Raw genomic sequence first — 19,128 nt, 5'->3', positions numbered from 1 at the left:
ATGACTCGACGTGTGCTCCTGCTCCTCGGACTCGTTGTCCTCACGATGACCGCCGGCGGACTCGCCTGGGGCTTCTGGGGCGGTACCGGTACGGGTACCGGATCGGCCACCACCGGAACGTTGGCTGCACCAACACCAGTGACCGCCACCGCGCCACCCGGCGGCGGAACGGTCCACGTGGCCTGGACCGCCACCGCTCGCGCGACCGGCTACACCGTGACCCGGGTACGTACCAGTGACAGCGTCACCGCACCGGCCTGCGGTGGTTCGACGATCACCGCGACCTCGTGCGACGACCTGAACGTTGCCGACGGCACGTACCACTACGTCGTCACCGCGATCTCCGCGAGCTGGACCTCGACCGGGACCGGTCCGGACGTCACCGTGCACAACACGCGTCCGGCCGTCACGGTCAATCAGGCGTCCGGGCAAGCCGACCCGACCGCGACGACGCCGATCAGGTTCACCGCAGTCTTCAGCGAACCGGTCACGGACTTCACCAGCGCCGCGGTCACCGTCGTACCGTCAACCGCGACGGTCGTCGTCAGCGGCAGCGGTACGACGTACAACGTGGCCGTCAGCGGTCTGACCAGTAGCGGCTCCGTCACCGTGTCGATCGCCGCGAACACCGTGCACGACTCGGGCGGCGCGGGCAACACGGCGTCGACGAGTACGGACAACACCGTCAAGTACGACGCGACCGCACCGACCGCGGGCGCACCGGTGGCGACTGCAACGCCGTCCTTCGGGAGCTTCGTCGGCAACACCGCGGTCACCCTGACCGACACGGCCACCGACGACTTCTCTGGTGTCGCCTCCGTCGCGTACTACCGCTGCACCGGCGCAACGGGCAGCTGCACCGCGACGAACTGGACCGCGATCGGATCATCGACGACAACCGGCTACGCCGTCACCACGAGTACACCACTCGCCGCCGACGGCACGTACCGCATCGTCGCCGTCGCAACCGATGCCGCCGGCAACGTCAGCGCCCCGAGCACACCCACGGTCCTCACCGTGGACACCACCCCGCCGACCGTCGCTCGGCCGACCGTGAACGGACGCTCCTGATGAGCCTCAAACGCACCTGGCTGATCGCTCTGACCGCTGTTCTGGTCGCGATCGGCGTCGTCGAGAGTCCAGCCGCTTTCGCGGCGGTTGGTGGCGTCGTCTTCACGCCGGGCAGCACAGCCGCGGGGGCGACGTCCAGCTGGGACGTGAAGTTCGTTCCCAGCAACGGCACGACCGGGGAGCTCAAGGCCGGCGACAAGATCACGGTGACGTTCAACAGTTCGTTCACGGTGCCGACCACGCCGGTCGTCACCCTGACCGGTGGATTCACCGGCAATTGCACGACCACCGTCACCAAGCCCAGTGCAGCCGTCATCCAGATCACTCTCGGCGGCACGACCTGTGACCTCAAGAACACCACAGGAACTGTCACGGTTGCAGGCATCACCAATCCGGCCGCCGGCACGTACGCGGGCAGTTCGTTCAGCGTCTTGACCAGCAAAGACACCGCCGGGTCACCGACCGGGTCGATTGTCATCGGCCCAGGAGCCCCCGCCAAGCTCGCGTTCGTCCAAGGACCGGTCAACGGCTCCGCCGGTACTGCGCTCTCACCCGCGATCACGGTGCAGGTACAGGATCAGTTCGGGACCGCGACCGGTGCGTCCGGGACCACTGTCAGCTTGGCGTCGTCGGCCGGAACGATCGATGCCGGTGCGGTGGCGACGACCAACGCCTCCGGGCTGGCCACCTTCAGCGGGGTCGTCCTCAACACGACCGGCCTCGGGCTCACCATGACGGCGACTGCATCGAGCCTCACGTCCGCGGTCTCGAATTCCTTCAACATCACCGTCGCTGTCAGCAGCGGTGCCACGCTCACCAACACAGCGTCCGACGGCACCGGATCCGGTGTGAAGTCGGTGGCGTACTACTACTGCGCCGGCTACTCGGGTAGCTGCACGAGTGCGAACTGGACGCTGATCGGGACCTCGACCACCGCCTCCAGCTACCAGGTGACCTGGACGTCCACACCCGCGCCCGGTGCTTACCGAGTCGTCTCGACCAGCACCGACAACGTGGCCAACGTCAGCCAGCCCACTGCGTCCACTCCCGTCACCGTCAGCTGAGCAACTCCAGCACGCGGCGGCCGCCGTGGTTCACCAGGTCCTGGGAGTACGACCCTCGATCGTGGACGAACTCGGCGACCGACGCGAAGGCCGCCGCCGCGCACACCGCGACGCCGGCCCGGCCGCTCGCCTGCAGGGCTGCCTCCACGAACAGTTCGTCGACACCGGGCGCGGCGCCGTCCCGTACCGCCGACGCCGCCAGCGACACAAGGTCGTACGCGCGCGTCCCGCCCCCGGCGGCTTCGATGTCCACGATGCCGGTGATCCGGCCGTCCAACGCCAGCAGGTTGCCCATGTTCAGGTCACCATGCACGAAGTCGTGCCGGGCCAGTACGTCGTCGCGGTACGGCCGGCACAACTCGCCGTACCGTCGCACCAGTTCGGCCGCCTCCCCGCCGTACCCGAGCACGCGCTCCCACACCCCGTCCCACCCGCCGAAGACGACACCCTGCGCCCAGGCCGACCAGGTCACGTCGTTGTCCTCGGGGAGTAGGTCCCGCTGCAGTTCGCAGATCCCGATCAGCTCACGTGCCAACGCCACGTCGAGCACGGGCGGATCGCCGGGGACGAACTCCTGCAGCTGGTAAGGCGATCCGGCGGCAGTCGTGCCGACGGCCAGCCACGCGGGCGTGGGGTATCCGGCCGCCCGGGCGCGGCGGACGAGGTCGGCCGCCCGTCGGACCCGTGGTTCCCACGCGGGGTTGTCGGTCCACTTCAGGACGACGTCGCCGGTCAGCACCCACGCGGTCGACTGCAGACCACCGGTCAGTTGCCGCACGACCCGGTAATCGGTGCCAAGGGCAACGTTCAGTTCGGCGACAACCGACTCGGTGGTCTCGGTCACGGCGTCAAGCGGTGCAGGTCGCGCGGGAACAGCGTGACCTCGCGGACGTTCTCCGCGCCGGTCAGCCGGGCCACGAACCGTTCCAGCCCGATCGCGAACCCGCCGTGCGGCGGCATCCCGTGCTTGAACGCCTGCAGGTACGAGCTGTACGCGGCAGCGTCCGCCGACTCGCCGCGCGCCGCGAGGGCCGCGACGTACTCGGAGTACCGGTGCAGACGCTGGCCGCCGGTCACCAGCTCGACGCCGCGGAACAGCAGGTCGAACGAGTTCGACCAGCGCGGGTCCGACGGCTGTGGATGGGTGTAGAACGGCCGCTTCGCCATCGGGTAGCCCTCGACCGCGACGAAGTCGCTGCCGTGCTCCTTCAGCGCCCATTCGCCGATCGCACGCTCGTCCGCGGGCGCCAGGTCCGGCTCGTCCGGTGAAGCGCCGGCGATCTTCAGCGCCTCGGTGAAGTGCAGCACCGGCACGTCCACGGGGATCGCCGGCAACTCGATGCCGAGCCGCTCCAATGCCGACCAGGCCCGCGAGCCGACCGCGGACAACATCCCCGCGATCGCCGTGCGCAGCATCGCCAGCACGTCGCGGTGGTCGGTGATGAACCCGAACTCCGCGTCGAGCGACACGTACTCGGCCAGGTGCCGGACGGTGTCGTGCGGCTCGGCCCGGAACACCGGCCCAACCTCGAAGACCCGCTCGAACACACCGACCATCTGCTGCTTGTAGAACTGCGGCGACTGCGCCAGGTACGCCGGCCCGCCGAAGTAGTCGAGCGCGAACACGTTCGCCCCCGACTCGGTCGCCGTACCGACGATCTTCGGCGTCTGGATCTCGCTGAACCCCTGACCGTTCAACGCTTCACGGAAGCCGTACAGCGCGGCCGCCGCGATCTCCCACCCGGCCCGTACGACGGGATGCCGCAGCGCGACCGGTGCGTTGTCCAGCACGACGGGCAGCCCCGCGCCGACGGTCGGTCGCCACAGCTCGATCGGCGGCGTCGCGGCCGGTTCGGTCAGCGGCGTGATCACCGGGTCCACGATTTCGACGCCACCGGGTGCCTGCGCGTTGGCCGCGACCGTACCGGTCACCTGCACGACTGTTTCCTCACCGAATGCGTCCAGCTGCTCCGGTGACTCCTTGACGACGATCTGGGCCAGGCCGGACCGGTCGCGCAGGATCAGGAAACTGACGGCGGCGAGCCGTCGTCTTCGGTGCACCCAGCCGGCCACCGTGACGGACTGGCCTACTGCTGAGGGGATCTCATGGCTGAGAATGCGCATTGCTGTTTCACCTCCAGGTCTGTACTCGAACCCCGGAGGTGTGGGCGAAGGGGAATCTCGCGGTGCCACCACACCTTCACCGGACCATCCATGTCACAGAAGATCCGGCCTCTTGCACAGCAGTCGCTCGGGAGTGTCTTCGCCACCGCCGCACGCATCGCCTTCCCAGCTACCGGCGACTCTCTCGGACGTGCAGTACGGCGCTACTTGGTTCCGTCAGCGCGAACAACACCAGGATAAGGGACTACGGCAACCCGATTTCACCGGCGCGACGTCGACGGTGGAATCTGCGCGCTGTCGGTGTCCTGGCGGCCGCCGACCCGGGCGTGCACGGTGAGCATGTTGTCCGGGCCGTTGCCCGGGAACCACGCGTTCCACTCCGAGTTGAGCGGCTTCTTGTAGTTGTTCGTCCAGCAGGTCGCGCGGCGGATGTCACTGGTCCGCTCGCAGGTCCAGCCGAGATCGAACGACGGCAGGAACACCAGGTTGCGGCCCCACGAGATGTCGAGCTCGACCCGCCGGCCCTGGGCACCGTTGACCTTCAGGAACCTGTTGTAGACAAAGGGATTCGGGTCCTGCCCAGGTGTCGGGGTGATGATCTGCAGCAGCGACTCGTCCTGCTGCACACCGGACAGCACCTCGGAGTCGGTGTCGCTGACCAGGTCCGCCTGTGCCGTCACCGTGAACGTCCGCGCCGCGGCCGGCGAATCCTCCGGTACGTCGAAGTCCGCCGGCAGCGGGGCCGGCTTGTCCGGGTTGGCCGCCGTACAGGTCGCGGTCGACTCCGAGCACTTCCAGCCCGCCGGGTTCGCGGCGATCGGCCACTCCAGCGCCTTGCCGTAGGTGAGCTTCAACGTGACCTTCGTCCGGCCGGCCAGCGGCGCGACGGTGAGGATCCGGTGGTGCACGTCGGGGTCGGCCTTGCCGTCGAGGATCTTCAGCAGGTTCTCGTCGGTGGTCGGCGTCGCGTCCAGCGTGCGCGAGGCGTAGTCGTACAGCCTGCCGGTCTTCGCGTTCACCGTGAACGTCCGGTCGGCGGTCGTGCCGGCGGTCGGTGCGGCGAACGTCACCGGGATCGGCTTGGGCTGTGCGGGGTCGGCCGCGGTGCAGGTCGCAGTCGCCTCGATGCAGGTCCAGCCTGCCGGGTTGCTCTTGATCGGCCAGCTGAGCTCGGCGCCGTACTTGAACGTGATCATCACCGGGTTCGCGTTCGCGGCCGGGGGTTTGATCGTGATCACGAACCGGACCCCGGCGGCCGTCCCGCCACTGGCTCCCGCGGAGGAAACCGGCGCGCCACCGCCCGTCGGCATGGTGATCGTCACCATGCCGGGGTACCGGATCGGCGTGGTCGGCGGCGGCGGGGTCGGCGTGCTCGGCGGGGGCGTCGGCGTGGTCGGGACCGGTGTCGTCGGCGCGGTCGTCGGCGCTGTGGTTGGCGCAGTGGTCGGAGCAGTCGTTGGCGCGACCGTCGGGTTGGACGCCGGCGGCTGGGTCGTCGGCTGCACCGTCGGCGGTTTCACCGTCGGCTTGACCGGTGGAACCGTGGGGTTCGCCGGTGGTTGCGTCGGCTGGGCGGCCGGCGGCTTCGTCGGCTGCTCGATCGCGGCCGGCGGCGTCTTGTTACCGGTGAGCGCCATCGCCGCGAGTACGGCGGCGACCGCGACCACGACGACCGCGCCGCCGCCGACCGCGGCCCGGGTGCTGTTCTCGGTGACCTTGCGCCAGCCGGTGACGACGAACCCGACCAGCCCGACCTTCGCGCCGGAGGCCGCGGCCAGGTAGCCGAGGCCCGCGGTACCGAGCAGGGCCGGGGCGAGCAGCGCCGGCAGCGCACTGTTGACCTCGACGAGCTCGAGGTACACCGCGGTGCACTTCGCGCAGTCGTCCAGGTGCTCGCGGACGTTCCGGTTCTCGCGCTTGGTCAGGCCGCCGCGGACGTACGCACCGAGCCGCTCGGTGGTCCAGCGGCAGCGGTCGCCGGCGACATCGGCCAGGTGTTGCTGCAGGTACGCCTGCCGCAGACCCTCGCGAGCGCGGTACGCCAGCGCGGAGACGCCGTTCGCGGTCAGGCCGAGCAGCGGCGCGATCGCGGCCGGCTTCTCACCCTCGACCTCGGTGTGCCACAGCACCGCCTGCCAGCGCTCCGGCAGGCTGGCGAACGCCTTCGCCGCGGCACCGCTCTCGAAGCCGGTGACGGTCGGGTCGTCGAAGCCCTCGGGTTCGCGCTCGTACGACGCGATGTCGTCGGTGGTCTGCACCTTCTTGGCGGAGCGGATCCGGTCGACGTGCACCCGCCGGACCGTGGTCAGCAGGTACGCGCGGAACGAGACGTCCGGGCCGCCGCCCGCGCGCAGGGCGTCCAGCACCTTCGCGAACGCGTCGCCGGCCAGGTCGTCGGCGTCGTTGGCCGGGACCAGCTGACGGGCCATCCGCTCGGCGGCGTGGTGGTGCCGGGCGTACAGCTCGCCGTACGCCTCCAGGTCACCGTTGCGGACGCGCGCGATCAGCTCGGCGTCGCTCGGCGCATCCGGCCGGCCGTCCGGCGTCTCCATCCATCTCCCCCGTGGGCTCTGTGACAACTCTCAGTTCGGCAACGTGACAGCGCGTCACATTTGGTTGCCGAGGACAAGGCTCCCACGAGTGACGGCTGTGCGCATCATTCGGCGCAGCATCTCTGCCCGGAACTGGCGAGAGTGTGCTCCTTTCCTGACGAGATCGCCAGGGCGGAAGTTACGCGAAAAAAGTTCTGCGAATCCGCGTCATGAACTCGTCAGCGCGCTGTCTCATCGGCGTACGACGCTTCCGGCCGACCGGTCGGGAGACTGACGGGACAACTGAGGAGGGCCATGTCGCTGTTCGCGGACATCCGCCGACGGTTCGACCTGCGGCCCGGCAAATCGTCCCTGAACCTGGCGGGGTCGCCCGCCCGGATCGCGCCGGAGGCGTCGTCCAGCAAGGACACGGGGGAATCACCGTGCGGTTGGAGGGATCCGCACGGCACAGCTGGTACCGACCACAGCGCCTATCTCGCGATCGCCGAGGCGCTGCACGACGGTGCCGATGTCGTGCCTGCATCGGACGAGACCGGACGCCGCCTCGCGGCCGATGGAGTCTCGCTGGTGGAGGCACTTGATGGGCTGAGTGCGCTGTACCGCTCGATCGCCGGGGGCGAGCCGGCTTTCGCCGCGGTACGCGCACTCAGTTCCAGCTGGGCCGAGGCCTCACTTGTCTACCTGCACTCGCTGTCCTGCGAGGACCCGCTGACCGGGCTGTCCAGCCTGGCGCACCTGCGGTCCCGCCTCGGCGAGCTCTACCGAGAGGCGGAGTTCCGTGGAACTTCCGTACCGCAAACCCATGCACTGGTGGTTGTCGAACCGCTCAATCCGCCGGGCAGTACGCCGTTCGACCGGGAGCTTCGGCTTGTCGACGTCGCGGAATGCCTGCGGATCGTCTTCTGCGGCGGTGACGTACTGGGCCGCGTCGGCTCACGCCGCGCGGCGGCGCTCGTCGGCCGTGAGCCGAACCTGCCGGAGCAGGTCGCGACGGTACGAGCCTTGATCACCCAGTGGCGCCTGGACACCGACGTACCGCAGCTGGCCCGGATCTGGATCGAGGGCCTGCCCGGTACCGATGCGATGGCCGGCCGCCTGCTCGACGAGCTCGCCAGACCATGACCAGCCAGACCGTGACCAGCCAGACCATGACCAGCCAGTAGAGCCTGCGCCCGGACGCCAACAGGGGGGTGCCCGGGCGCATCGAAACCGGCGGCGGATCGCTCAACACGGGGTGGGCGATCCGCCGCCGCTAGGTCTGGAGCAACAGGTCGACCAGCTCTTCGTAGCTGATCCCGGCGCCCTTCGCGGCGAGTGGGACCAGGCTGCCCGGGGTGAGACCGGGGAGTGCGTTGACTTCGAGGCAGTACGGAGTACCCGCTGCGTCGCAGCGGAAGTCGGCCCGGGAGTACGACGTACCGAATCCGAGGGCACGGTGCGCCCGGAGCGCGAGCTCCTGCAACTGTTCGGCGAAGTGCGGCGGAATGTCGGCCGGGCAGACTTCCCGGACCGCGCCCGGCTGGTACTTCGCCTCGTAGTCGAAGACGGCCGTGGTCAGCTCGATCTCGACCACGGGCAGGGTCGTCGGGCCGATCACGGCGACGGTGAACTCGCGGCCGCTGAGGAACGGCTCGACGAGCACCTCGCCCTCGGCGCGCAGCTCCTCCAGTGAGTCGACCTTGCGGACGGCGACGCTCGACCCGTCGGCGACCGGCTTCACAACCACCGGTCCGCGCGCCAAGAGATCCTTGACCGCGACGGGCGGTTCGGGGTGCTCCGCCGCGTTGTAGAGCACCCGCGGCGGTACCGGTACTCCGGCGGCCTCGAGCACGGCCTGGCCGCGACCCTTGTGCCAGGCAACGGCACACACGTCATGGCCGGCGCCGGTGAACGGGATCCCGGCCAACTCGAGCAGGGCCTGGACGTGCCCGTCCTCACCCCAGCCGCCGTGCAATGCGATGAAGACCCGGTCAGCCTGCCGAAGCCGCTCCAGGACAGGACCGCCGGTGAGCGCGGCGTACATCCGCTGCCTGAGCGCGGCGCGCTCCGACGGCGACGGCGGGACCGATGGCACGGGTACGGCGGCATCGTCGGCGGTCACACGCTCGGACAGGACCGGGTCCGCGGCCGCCGGGTCGATCAGCGTCACCTCGTGGCCGCGCGCGCTCAGTCCCTTCGCCACGGCCCAGCCCGAGGACCGGGACACGTCCCGCTCCGAGCTCTCGCCGCCACACAGGACCACGACTCGCATGACGTCTCCTTGCTGTTCGTCTATTGCTCGTAGCTGTCCAGGAAGCGCCCGATCCGGCGGATCGCCACCTCCAGGTCCCCAGCTTCGGGCAACGTCGCAATCGGGTGCACCTCGGGATCGATCCGCGGGAACGCGTACAGCCCACCAGCAGTTTGACGCAGGAGACGCCGGGAAGTTCGTCCAGCGGCTGCCAGGCGGGCGTTAGGGGACGACCACGACGACCGGGGCGTCCTTGCGGCAGGTGAGGCGGTGGCCGAGGGAACCGGTCAGCCGGTGCCGGCGCTTCGCGGAGCGGCCGACCACGACCAGGCGGGCGTCGACCGCGCGGGCCACCTCGGACAGCGTGCCGGTCGCGTCGCCGAACTCGCCGACGAAACTCAGTTGTACGCCGGTCTCGCGCGCCCGCCGTACCGCCTCCGCCTCGATCTCGGCGGCGAGCTGCTGCTGGTTGTCCTGCGCGGCGGCGTAGTCGTACGGAACGCCGAGTGCGGCGGTCGGATCGGAGAACGGCATCACGTAGACCGCGACCAGGTGGCCTCCGGTCCGCAGCGCCTCGCCGGCGGCCCAGGCGAGGGCGTCCCAGCTCGTGTCCGAACCGTCGAGGCCGACGACGATCGCCGGTGATCCGAGTCGTTGCGGGATCGGAGTACGCCGGGCTTCGGCGTCGTAGCTCATCTGGTCACCTCTTCGGCAACGGGGTACGGCTGTCCTGGTCCTCGCCGGCCAGCTCCACCAGCCTGCGGATCGCCGGCACGGCATCCCGCAGCGCCGCGGCGTCCCGCTCGTCGAGCTTGTCGATCAGGTCGGTCAGCGTCGACGCGCCCTCGGCCCGCAGCTCGCGAAGCCGCCGGTGACCGCCGTCGGTGATGGCGACGAGGACGACGCGGGCGTCGGCGGGGTCGCGACGCCGCTCGACGAGCCCCTGCTCGGCCAACTGGGTCACCAGCGCGGTCATCGACGGCTGGGTCACTTCCTCGCTGACCGCCAGATCCGTGAGCCGCCGCGGCCCGGTCCGCTCCAACGTCGACAGCACCGAGGCCGCCGTCAGACTCACCGCCCGCGGCCGGCGCCGGATCGCGACCGTGGCCAACCCGAACAGTGCCTCGCCCACCATGCTCATGGCTTAAGTATAGGCGCGGTTATATAGATTTGACTATGCGTCGGTCAGGGGTTCGAGGAGTTCGGGGCCGTTGTTCTTGACGTTGTTGACCGCGGTGGTGATCGCGTAGATGTCGAGGCTGCCCTGGGGCGGTGGGGCCATCAGGGCGCGGATGTCGTCGACCTCGTTGACGTGCGGGTCGAGCCAGGCCTCCCAGTCCTTCTTCGCGACCGTCATCGGCATCCGGTCGTGGATGTGGCCGACGTCGTCGGTGGCCGTGGTGGTGATGATCGTGAACGTGATCAGCCACGCGCTGTCGTCGTCCGGCTCCTTCTCCTTGTCCCGCCAGAACTCGTACAGACCGGCCAGCGCGAGTACGTCGTCGTCCTTGCGGTGCAGGTAGAACGGCTGCTTCAGCGGCTTGCCGCCCTTGCCGAGCTGCTGGGTCGGGAACCACTCGTAGAACCCGGAGATCGGCACGATCAACCGCCGGCTCGTGAACGCCCGGCGGAACGACGGCTTCTCGTGGACCGTCTCCGCGCGGGCGTTGATCATCCGGCCGAGCTGCGGTGTCTTCGACCACGACGGTACGAGCCCCCACTTGAGCTGCCGCAGCTGCCGGACCGGCTCACCCTCCTTGTCGTCGCGGGGTGGCCTGGCCAGCACGACCGGCGAGGTCTTGGTCGGGGCGACGTTGTAGTCGGGTTCGATGGCCTGCTCGTCGACGTTCGAGGCGTCGATCTCGAACTCACCGAGCAGGTCTTCCCGGCTCCGGGTCGAGGCATAGCGTCCGCACATTGCTTCAGTGTGCCCTCTTTACCGGCGCGGTTCAGGGTTTCGTGCCCGCGCGGCACCGGTCCGGATGACAGGATGGGGCGGGTGACCGACGAACGGATTGTGGGGACGCCGCACGGCGAGGCCCGGATCGTGGCGCACCGCGCCCGCCGCCCGGTGGCGACGCTGGCGCTCGGTCACGGGGCCGGCGCCGGGATCGAGTCCGGTGACCTGGCCGCCCTGGCCGCCCGGCTGCCCAAGCAGGACATCAACGTGTTTCTCATCGAGCAGCCCTGGCGGCGGGCCGGCAGGAAGCTGGCACCGGCGCCGAAGGTGCTCGACGAGGCATGGATCGCGATCGTCGGCCAGCTCCGGGTGCGTACGCCGCTGGTGATCGGCGGGCGGAGCGCCGGGGCCCGGGTGGCCTGTCGTACCGCGAGCAGCTTGGGCGCTTCCGGCGTACTCGCCCTGGCTTTTCCGCTGCATGCGCCCGGGAAACCGGACAAGACGCGGGTCGACGAGCTGCAGGGCGCCGGGTTGCCGACGCTGGTGGTGCAGGGGGAGCGGGACCCGTTCGGTACGCCGGAGGAGTTCCCGCCGCTCACCGAGATGGCCGTGGTTCCGGACGCGGATCACTCGTTCAAGGTGCCGAAGCGGGCCGAGCTCAACCAGCAGGAGACGTACGACCTCTTGGTCGAAGCTGTGTTCGAATGGGTCGGCCGTGAGGTGTCCGGCTGAGGTTGGGAATGCCCCTGTCGCCGGCCGTGTTGTGACGAACATGATGGCGACGAGAGAGGCTCCGGCGAGAACGACTGGGAAGACCCCGGTATTCTCGATCCCGATGCCCACTCCCACCACGACCGAGACTCCCGAGCAGCGCACCGCGCGGTTCGAGCGCGAAGCGCTGCCCTTCCTGGACCAGATGTACGCCGCGGCGATGCGGATGACGCGCAATCCGTCCGACGCCGAGGACCTGGTGCAGGACACGTTCGCGAAGGCGTACAGCTCGTTCCACCAGTTCACGCCCGGCACCAACCTGAAGGCGTGGCTGTACCGGATTCTGACGAACACCTTCATCAACGGATACCGCAAGCGCCAGCGGCAGCCGACGCAGTCGCCGACCGAGGAGATCGAGGACTGGCAGCTGACCGCTGCCGAGTCGCACACTCCCGGTGGGCTGAAGTCGGCCGAGGCGGTCGCGCTCGAGCACCTGCCCGACTCCGACATCAAGTCCGCCCTGCAGGCCATCCCGGAGGACTTCCGGCTGGCCGTGTACCTGGCCGATGTCGAGGGCTTTGCCTACAAGGAGATCGCCGAGATCATGGGTACGCCGGTGGGCACGGTGATGTCACGGCTGCACCGCGGCCGGCGCCAGCTACGTGACCTGCTCGGCGACTACGCCCGGGACCGCGGCCTGATCCCGGCAACGGACGACAGCACCGACGTAGTTGCGGAGAAGGAGGAGTCGTGAGCTGCGGCGAGCCCCACGACGTCGACTGCGGAGAGATCCTGCAGCGTGTCTACGTCTTCATCGACAACGAACTCGAGGACGCCAGTTCCGACGAGATCCGCCAGCACCTCGAAGAGTGCGCCCCCTGCCTCGACGAGTACGACCTGGAACGCTGCGTCAAGAAACTGGTCCACCGCTCCTGCGGCTCCGACCACGCCCCCGACGCCCTCCGCCAGAAAATCCTCCTCAGACTGACCCAAATCCAAATCGAAACGTCGATCACCACTACCGACTGATCAGGCGTAGGTCAGAGCGGGTAGTTCGCGAACTGATAGCCGTCGTTCTCGTTGCGGCGGATTTTCTCGAGTAGTTGGCGGGCGTCCGTCAGGTAAACCTCGGGTGCATTTCGAAGCAACGTCAACGCGAGGTCGAGTTGCTGCGCTGCGGCGTCCTGTTCGCCGCGCGCTGCGTTGATTCGGGCGAGTTCGATGTACAGCCGTCCTTCCCGGAGCCCGTCGTGGGAAGCGCGGGCCATTTGAAGACCAGAGTCAATGTGAGCGGCGGCTCTGCTGAGGTCGCCGCTCGCCGCGTAGATGATGGCAAGCATGTGCTGGCCCTCGCCGAGGAACGACCCGTCACCTGCTTGCTCTATTACGTGTAGACCGCGTACTGCCATGTCTTCAGCCTCGCTGTGGCGACCAACCTGCGCATGGGCGAAGGCCGCGTTCATGCACCGTCTGAAAGTTGCTCGAGTGTCCTTGGCCTGTTCCGCGAGGCCGATGCCCTGGGCAAAGGCTTCGTCGGCGCGCTCGAAGTCGCCCGTGCGGTCGTAGAGTACGCCGACCGCAGTGAGCGCGACGCCTTCCAGCGTGGGGTCTTGAATCGTACGGCTTAGCGCCAGGGCCATCCGTCCGTAGGCCAGGGCATCATCGATTTGTCCGTCAAGACCTAGCAGGTATGCGAGCGATGAGCAGCAGCGTGCCTGGCCGAAGGGATCGTCGATGGCCGAGAACATCTGCAGAGCGACGCGGATGCTGTCGATCGCTGCTCCGTTGACACCGGTCTCGGCGTCGGGGATGGCACTATCGTGCTGCAACCAGGCGGCGGTCGCAGGGCGGTCGTGCTGCACGGCGATCGTGACCGCCCCCGCGCCCAATTCACGCATCTCCTGCCAGCGCATCCGTGATTCGTGATAGCTGAAGAGGGCGAGTGGCAGCTCCGCGAGCAGAACGCTGTTTGCCAGGCTCGACTGCCGCGCCTGCCTGACGCGGTCCATGAGGTTCCGCTGCTCCGCGTCCAGCCAGCGCACGACCGAATCCCGGCCGCTGAAGACCGGCAGGAGTGCGCTGCCGCCAACAGTCGCCAGCGATAGCCGTGGGCTGGTCGGATGTGCAAAGCCGTGGCAGACCCAAGCAGCCTCCGTGTAGAGCTGGAGAACTCGGGCCAAGGCTCCATCACGCTCAGTCAGGGATAGCCTCTGCTCAGCGACTTCTCGGCCGTACGCACGGATCAGGTCATGGAATCGATAGCGGTCCGGCGCAACGGATTCCAGGAGGTTGAGGTCGACCAGGCGTTCGACGATCGCGTCCGCCCGTCGGAGTGGAAGTTGCAGCAGCGCGCCGGCGACGGCCGTGGTGAGGTCGGAACCGTCCGGGATCGCCAGCCATGGCAATGCGGCGGCGGCCTGCCGGTCGAGCTCGCGGTCGCTGTTCTCCAAGAACTGCACCGAGCTGGCGATGCTGGCTCGGACCCCCATTTCGTCGGAGCCGAGGCTGTCGAGTCGGCGCTCTTCGTCCTGTAAGAGTTCGACGAAGTGCTGGATGGGCCAGGTCGGGCGGGTGGCGAGGCGGCCGCCGACCAGGCGGATTGCCAACGGCAGGCAGCCGGAGTAAGCGGCCAGGGTTCGGGTCGCGTCGGGTTCGGCGGCGACTCGAGTCGGGCCGATGACGCCGGCGAGGAGGTCGACGGACTCCGACTCCGACAGGGCGTCGAGGAGGATCTGCCTGGCGCCGTGGAGGTTGGCCAGGGAACCCCGGCTGGTGATGATCGCGGCGGAGCCCGCGTGGCCGGGCAGCAACGGCAGGACCTGAGCGGCGTCCGCGGCATTGTCCAGGAGCAGGAGCACGCGTTTGCCGGCCAGCTGGGAGCGAAGCAGGGCGGTGGCCTCGTCGACGTCGTCGGGGATCGAGCTGACGTCGGATCCGAGCGATCGCAGCAGATGGCGTTGGGCGTCGATGGGGGACACCGGTACACCCGGTCCGTAACCGCGCAGGTTCAGGTAGAGGTGGCCGTCGGGGTAGCTGGCGGCGAGCTTGTGCGCGGCCTGGACGGCCAACGTGGTCTTGCCGATTCCGCCCATGCCGGTGATGGTCACAAGACCCACAGTCGCGGCGCCGTCACCGCTCGAATCGCGAAGTACCGCAAGGATCGCGTCGAGTTGAGCTGCACGGCCGGTGAAGTCGGGGGCGGCCGGAGGTAGTTGCCATGGCGTCGGCACCTGGTCGGTCGCCGCGTCCCTCGGCGCGGTTCGCGGGGTGCCGAGTTTGCCGCGGGCAACGGTGCGGAACTGGTCGGCTTCGGTGGGTGTCAGTGCGAGCGCTTGGATGAGGGCGGCGATGGTGTCCGCGCGCGGACGGCTGCGGGTGCCGCGTTCGAGGACGCTGATGGCTTGTTCGCTGAGGCGGGCGCGTTCGGCGAGGGCGGCCTGGGTGAGGCCGGCGCGGATACGGAAGGTGCGCAGCAGCTCGCTCAGGGTCGGCGCCGCCGGCTCGCTCACTGCTTCACCCTCCTCGGATCCAGGCCCGATATCGGTCAGTACCGGAAACTTCCGGACCCAACTCTAGGGTGATCCGCCGACGAGCGCTGGCGGTTGTCCACAGGTACCCAACGAACGTTTGAAATATAGCATTCGGTATGCGGGCGGAAACTCTCCGAATACAAACCTCTGAGATAGCTGGTCTGCTGTAAAGCTGTGACCAAATCGCAAAGACCCCGGATTTCTCCGAGGTCCTCGCTGTCTGTAGCCGCCTTGGTCAGGCGTTCGGGCGCTTGCCGTGGTTAGCGCCCTTCTTCTTGCGTGCACGGCGCTTGCGGCCGGTCTTTCCCATTCCAAAGCCTCCTTGTAACAACTGCAAAGAGTCACAGTCTCTCATATCATGCCCCGGCTGTTCACATGGTCCCGGCGGGTCACGGTTGGGCTTACAGTGTTTCGGCGTGTGTGGGATGAGCAAAATTTAGAAGAGTCAGCGATGTGCTGTCTGCCCCCCTACGCTCCGTCAGCAGACGGGCGTAAGACTGCGACCGCTGATCGGAGGTGAGCGGAGAATGACTGCTGATTCCTGGGAGTGGTAGCGGCATACTTGTGGCCATGCGCTGGCAGGCTGCCTCATGAGAACCGTGGTGCTGCGCGTCACGGTGTCCGTGACGGTGGTGCTGGCGCTGTTCCTGGTCGCTCTGTCGATCAGCCGTATCGACGACTACTGGCGTCTCGTCGGTTTCTGTGTCCTGATGCTGCTGGCCGGCTTCTTTAAGTTCGGACTCACCCGCGACCATCAGATGACCCTCGACTCCGTCGTCCTGACCGCGGTTTTCGTCCTGGCAGGTCCGTGGATCGCAACCGTTGCCTCGATCTTCGGATATGTCGCGCAAACGCGCTCGCGGGTTCCGCTGATCCGCAAGGTCTTCAACTGTGCATACCGGGTACCCGCCACCGCCGCTGGTGGGCTCGCATACACACTGGTCGGCGCACCGATCGGGGATCCTGCCCTCGACTCGGTGCCGCGGATGATCCTCGGTGGTGTCGCCGCGACCGCCGCGCACCAACTCGTCAATGCGAGTCTTGTCTGCCTCGTCATCTGGATCGAGGGCCGGATCCGGCCGATCGACTTCATCACTCGTGCGGTCGCTCCGACCTTTGTGCCGATGCTCGGCTACGGATGTCTCGGCCTGCTGCTCGCGGTCACCTGGCTCGGTGGCCTAGGTCCGCTCGCCAGCCTGCTGATCCTGGTTCCGCTGGCGCTCGCGCGCTGGGCGATGCAGCAGTACGAGGCGGAGCGGAGCGCACAGGCGGCCACGATGCGAGCCTTCATCGAGATCATCGAGACAAAAGACCTCTACACCCGGGGCCACTCGGAGCGTGTCAGCACCGGCGTAGGGATGCTTGGTCGTCACCTCAGGCTCCCGGACGACCGCCAGCAGGCACTCGAACACGCCGGCCTGCTGCATGATGTCGGAAAGGTCGGCGTACCGACCCGGATCATCCGCAAGCCCGGGCGCCTGGACGACAGCGAGATGGACGCGATCAGGCTGCACCCCGCCCGTGGAGTCGAACTGATCGGCAACATCCCGTTCCTGGAAGAGGTGAAATCGGCGGTCCTGCACCATCACGAGAAGTACGACGGCACTGGGTATCCGGCCGGGCTGAGCGGAACCTCGATACCGTACTTCGCCAGGATCATCGGCATCGTCGACGCCTTCGACAGTCTGACGTCAACACGTTCCTACCGCCCGGCCCGCAGCGTCGACGAAACGCTCGCGATCCTGGAGCAGGATCGCCACACTCATTTCGATCCGGCGTTGGTGGATGCGTTCGTCCAGGTGATCCGTACCCGGGGCTGGATGGCTGCCGCCACGGAGCAGCCGGCCCCCGACCGGCAGATCGCGGCAAGCATCGACCACGACGACCTGAGCCTCGGAAGCGGTGGCGGCGCTTCTGGTTCGGCGGCGGGACCCTCATGAGTGCCGCACCGAGTCAAGAAGCCTGGTTCGAGACGAGAGGTTTGGGCAGCGGGACCGTCATCCTGCTGGCCGGCTCCTGCCTCGGACTGTTGTCCCTGGTGATGACAGCTCGGCACGGGGTGGTCGAGTGGTCGTTCGCCGCGCTGTTCGGCGCACTGATCGCGGTCGGCGAGATGGTTCAGTTCCGGGTGGACGGCAGTCGCAACCGGGCGCCGATCGCCACCAGCGCCGCCCTGGGGTACGCGACCCTTCGTGGCACCGAGGTGGGTCTTCCCCCGGGGATCGCCCAAGTGGTTGCCGTCACGTGGATCGCCACCCTGGCGGGGATCGTGCCGCGTGCGCTCGCGGGCCTGCCGTGGGATCCGGTCGTGTCCTTCCGCCGGGTTATCTCGGTGGCGTGTGCCGCCGCCGTCTTCGAGGGAGTACTGCCGGACCGTTTCAGCTGGGACGGCTCTCTTCAGCGCGCGGTCGTCCTGGTCGCAGCGATGCTCCTGGCGGTCCTGAGCGCGGGCGTCGTCGATGCGCTGGTCGGTGCAGGTCAGGCAACCGAGAGGTACAACCGCCCGTTCCCGGCCGCGCTCCGCGACGAACTGGTCATGATGGGGCGCATCGGTATGGCCATGGGAATCGGGGGGCTGATGCTCGCCGCCGGCGCGTCGCTCATCGGATTGTGGGCTGTGCCGTTGGTTGTGGTGCCGTTGTTGTTGACGCAGTTTGCGTTTCGGCGGTTTGCTTCGGCGCAGCGGACTTATCGGACGACGGTGCGGTCGATGGCTCGGAGTACGGAGATTGCCGGGTTCAGCAGTCCTGGGCAGAATGCGCGGACGGCTGCGCTGGCAGTAGCCATTGGCAACGATCTGGGGTTGACGCCTTCGCGGATGGAGGCGTTGGAGTATGCGGCTTTGTTGTCGGGGGTGGGGCAGTTGGCGTTGGCTGATCCCAGTCCGGGTGGGGCTTCGTTGTTGCGGACCCGGGAGGAGCGGCAGCGGGCGGCGGAGATCGGGGCGGCGGTGATCGAGCGGTCGGGGGTGCTGGATCATGTGGCCGAGATCGTCCGGCACTCCAACGATCCGTACCGGCACGGGCGGGCCAACGACGCGTCGATCCCGGTGGAGAGCGGGATCGTGAATGTTGCGCTGGCATACGAGCAGTTGGTGGGGGAAGGGTCGGGGCAGTCGCCGGACAAGGCGATGGAGTCGATCGGGCTGGGTATCGGCGCGGAGTACGACCCGGTCGTGGTGGAGTCACTCCGCCGGGTCGTCGGGCGCGGCTTCAGGTTCTGAGAGTTCGCGGCCGGCTTTCGGGGACAGTTGCAGGAGCGCAGCAGTTCCGGCGCACGGTTCGAGGTCGGCCCACAGCGGTGCGGTGGTGGCCGGTACGCGGCCGTTCGCGCCCATCCCGGCGTACAGCAGCAGTCCGGCGCCGGCGGCGATCAGTACGTCGCCCGGGCTGATCGCCTGACCCAGGCCGGGAAGGGCCACGGGTACGACGTCGCCGAGCCAGGGCAGGTGGGTCGTGGCGTGGGAAAGTTCGTGGCGCGCGTCGGTGACCGGGGCATCGCCGACGCCGGCGCGTTGCAGCGCCTGCAGCGACACCGGCATCGCGCCGTTCAGGGCAACCACGAGCGCGTTGCTGAAGAACCCTAGAGCGAGCAGGCCGACGCCCGGGTGCTTCAGGTTCAGCCGCAAGAAGACCGCGATGCAGACCGCGGATCCGATCAACCCGACCGGGTACGCCGTACCGCCGAAGGCCGCGCCGAGCAGCTGGCCGATGGCGGCCGCGGCCAGCCAGTGCACGCCGGTCAACGTGTTGCCGGCCAGGTGGCCGAACCGTCCGCCGGTCGCGAGGGCCGCCCCGGCGGCGAGCACCATGACGAGGAGGACCAGCAGCACGGGTGCGATTCTGCCGAATCAGCGGCCCGAAACCGGGCAAGCTGACCCCGCAGCGTGTCGACTCAACCGCAAAAAGTGACGGCGGCCCGGAGGTACCGGACCGCCGCCACCGGC

At 68.4% G+C, this 19,128-nt stretch carries 18 protein-coding genes; 8 read left to right on the top strand and 10 right to left on the bottom strand.

Annotation, left to right across the window (positions count from 1 at the left end; all coding sequences use genetic code 11):
- Entirely contained in the window at positions 1 to 1,071 is a 1,071-nt protein-coding gene (locus tag FB475_RS05925) for a hypothetical protein (protein ID WP_141853264.1), read from the top strand.
- Positions 1,071 to 2,135: a hypothetical protein gene (locus FB475_RS05920; protein WP_141853262.1), complete on the top strand. Its 1,065-nt coding sequence runs from the start codon at positions 1,071 to 1,073 to the stop codon at positions 2,133 to 2,135. The genes FB475_RS05925 and FB475_RS05920 overlap by 1 nt, the downstream gene beginning before the upstream one ends.
- Here FB475_RS05920 and FB475_RS05915 read toward each other — a convergent pair.
- The 3 genes from FB475_RS05915 to FB475_RS05905 form a co-directional block, all read right to left on the bottom strand.
- On the bottom strand, positions 2,128 to 2,979 hold the full coding sequence (locus FB475_RS05915) for a phosphotransferase family protein (RefSeq protein ID WP_141853260.1): 852 nt from the start codon (positions 2,977 to 2,979) through the stop codon (positions 2,128 to 2,130). The two genes, FB475_RS05920 and FB475_RS05915, sit on opposite strands and share 8 nt — an antisense overlap.
- Positions 2,976 to 4,259 (bottom strand): aspartate--tRNA(Asn) ligase, encoded by a 1,284-nt coding sequence (gene aspS / locus FB475_RS05910; protein WP_141853258.1) that lies wholly within the window; start codon positions 4,257 to 4,259, stop codon positions 2,976 to 2,978. Before aspS ends, FB475_RS05915 begins: the two co-directional genes overlap by 4 nt.
- 260 nt (positions 4,260 to 4,519) lie before the next feature.
- Complete coding sequence (locus FB475_RS05905) at positions 4,520 to 6,811, bottom strand: sigma-70 family RNA polymerase sigma factor (protein ID WP_141853256.1); 2,292 nt, start codon at positions 6,809 to 6,811, stop codon at positions 4,520 to 4,522.
- A 294-nt stretch (positions 6,812 to 7,105) separates the two neighbouring features.
- On the opposite strand from FB475_RS05905, the gene FB475_RS05900 reads away from it, so the two are divergent.
- Entirely contained in the window at positions 7,106 to 7,933 is an 828-nt protein-coding gene (locus tag FB475_RS05900; protein WP_141853254.1) for a hypothetical protein, read from the top strand.
- A gap of 130 nt (positions 7,934 to 8,063) precedes the next feature.
- On the opposite strand, the gene FB475_RS05895 is transcribed toward FB475_RS05900, so the two are convergent.
- The 4 genes from FB475_RS05895 to FB475_RS05875 all read right to left on the bottom strand — a co-directional run bounded on the left by FB475_RS05895 (position 8,064) and on the right by FB475_RS05875 (position 10,959).
- On the bottom strand, positions 8,064 to 9,062 hold the full coding sequence (locus tag FB475_RS05895) for a D-alanine--D-alanine ligase family protein (protein WP_141853252.1): 999 nt from the start codon (positions 9,060 to 9,062) through the stop codon (positions 8,064 to 8,066).
- Positions 9,063 to 9,263: 201 nt separating this feature from the next.
- Positions 9,264 to 9,737: a universal stress protein gene (locus tag FB475_RS05885; RefSeq protein ID WP_185759097.1), complete on the bottom strand. Its 474-nt coding sequence runs from the start codon at positions 9,735 to 9,737 to the stop codon at positions 9,264 to 9,266.
- A 4-nt stretch (positions 9,738 to 9,741) separates the two neighbouring features.
- Entirely contained in the window at positions 9,742 to 10,182 is a 441-nt protein-coding gene (locus FB475_RS05880; protein ID WP_238331986.1) for a MarR family winged helix-turn-helix transcriptional regulator, read from the bottom strand.
- Between the two features lie 33 nt (positions 10,183 to 10,215).
- Entirely contained in the window at positions 10,216 to 10,959 is a 744-nt protein-coding gene (locus FB475_RS05875; protein WP_141853248.1) for an SOS response-associated peptidase, read from the bottom strand.
- Between the two features lie 72 nt (positions 10,960 to 11,031).
- Between FB475_RS05875 and FB475_RS05870 the strand changes: the two genes are divergently transcribed.
- The 3 genes from FB475_RS05870 to rsrA all read left to right on the top strand — a co-directional run bounded on the left by FB475_RS05870 (position 11,032) and on the right by rsrA (position 12,681).
- The gene (locus FB475_RS05870) at positions 11,032 to 11,673 is read left to right on the top strand and encodes an alpha/beta hydrolase family protein (RefSeq protein WP_141853247.1); all 642 of its coding nucleotides are present in this window, start codon (positions 11,032 to 11,034) and stop codon (positions 11,671 to 11,673) included.
- 103 nt (positions 11,674 to 11,776) lie between these two features.
- On the top strand, positions 11,777 to 12,406 hold the full coding sequence (locus tag FB475_RS05865; RefSeq protein WP_141853245.1) for a sigma-70 family RNA polymerase sigma factor: 630 nt from the start codon (positions 11,777 to 11,779) through the stop codon (positions 12,404 to 12,406).
- The gene (rsrA, locus tag FB475_RS05860; RefSeq protein ID WP_141853243.1) at positions 12,403 to 12,681 is read left to right on the top strand and encodes a mycothiol system anti-sigma-R factor; all 279 of its coding nucleotides are present in this window, start codon (positions 12,403 to 12,405) and stop codon (positions 12,679 to 12,681) included. The genes FB475_RS05865 and rsrA overlap by 4 nt, the downstream gene beginning before the upstream one ends.
- 11 nt (positions 12,682 to 12,692) lie before the next feature.
- On the opposite strand, the gene FB475_RS05855 is transcribed toward rsrA, so the two are convergent.
- Both FB475_RS05855 and FB475_RS38325 read right to left on the bottom strand, forming a co-directional pair.
- A complete protein-coding gene (locus FB475_RS05855; RefSeq protein ID WP_141853241.1) occupies positions 12,693 to 15,161 on the bottom strand; it encodes a helix-turn-helix domain-containing protein in 2,469 nt (822 codons plus the stop codon).
- A 256-nt stretch (positions 15,162 to 15,417) separates the two neighbouring features.
- Positions 15,418 to 15,492 carry a 50S ribosomal protein bL37 gene (locus FB475_RS38325; protein ID WP_369759046.1) on the bottom strand — a complete coding sequence of 25 codons (75 nt, stop codon included), beginning with the start codon at positions 15,490 to 15,492 and terminating at the stop codon, positions 15,418 to 15,420.
- 280 nt (positions 15,493 to 15,772) lie between these two features.
- Between FB475_RS38325 and FB475_RS05850 the strand changes: the two genes are divergently transcribed.
- Together FB475_RS05850 and FB475_RS05845 are read left to right on the top strand one after the other, a co-directional pair.
- Positions 15,773 to 17,122 carry an HD-GYP domain-containing protein gene (locus FB475_RS05850; protein ID WP_141853239.1) on the top strand — a complete coding sequence of 450 codons (1,350 nt, stop codon included), beginning with the start codon at positions 15,773 to 15,775 and terminating at the stop codon, positions 17,120 to 17,122.
- The gene (locus FB475_RS05845) at positions 17,119 to 18,405 is read left to right on the top strand and encodes an HD-GYP domain-containing protein (protein WP_238331985.1); all 1,287 of its coding nucleotides are present in this window, start codon (positions 17,119 to 17,121) and stop codon (positions 18,403 to 18,405) included. Before FB475_RS05850 ends, FB475_RS05845 begins: the two co-directional genes overlap by 4 nt.
- Here FB475_RS05845 and FB475_RS05840 read toward each other — a convergent pair.
- Entirely contained in the window at positions 18,367 to 19,014 is a 648-nt protein-coding gene (locus FB475_RS05840) for a DUF5317 domain-containing protein (RefSeq protein WP_238331984.1), read from the bottom strand. The two genes, FB475_RS05845 and FB475_RS05840, sit on opposite strands and share 39 nt — an antisense overlap.
- Positions 19,015 to 19,128 lie beyond the last annotated feature (114 nt).

This window comes from Kribbella jejuensis (assembly GCF_006715085.1).
GTDB lineage: Bacteria > Actinomycetota > Actinomycetes > Propionibacteriales > Kribbellaceae > Kribbella > Kribbella jejuensis.
Note: the sequence above shows the minus strand (reverse complement) of the source record. Positions and strands in the feature narration are given on the sequence as shown.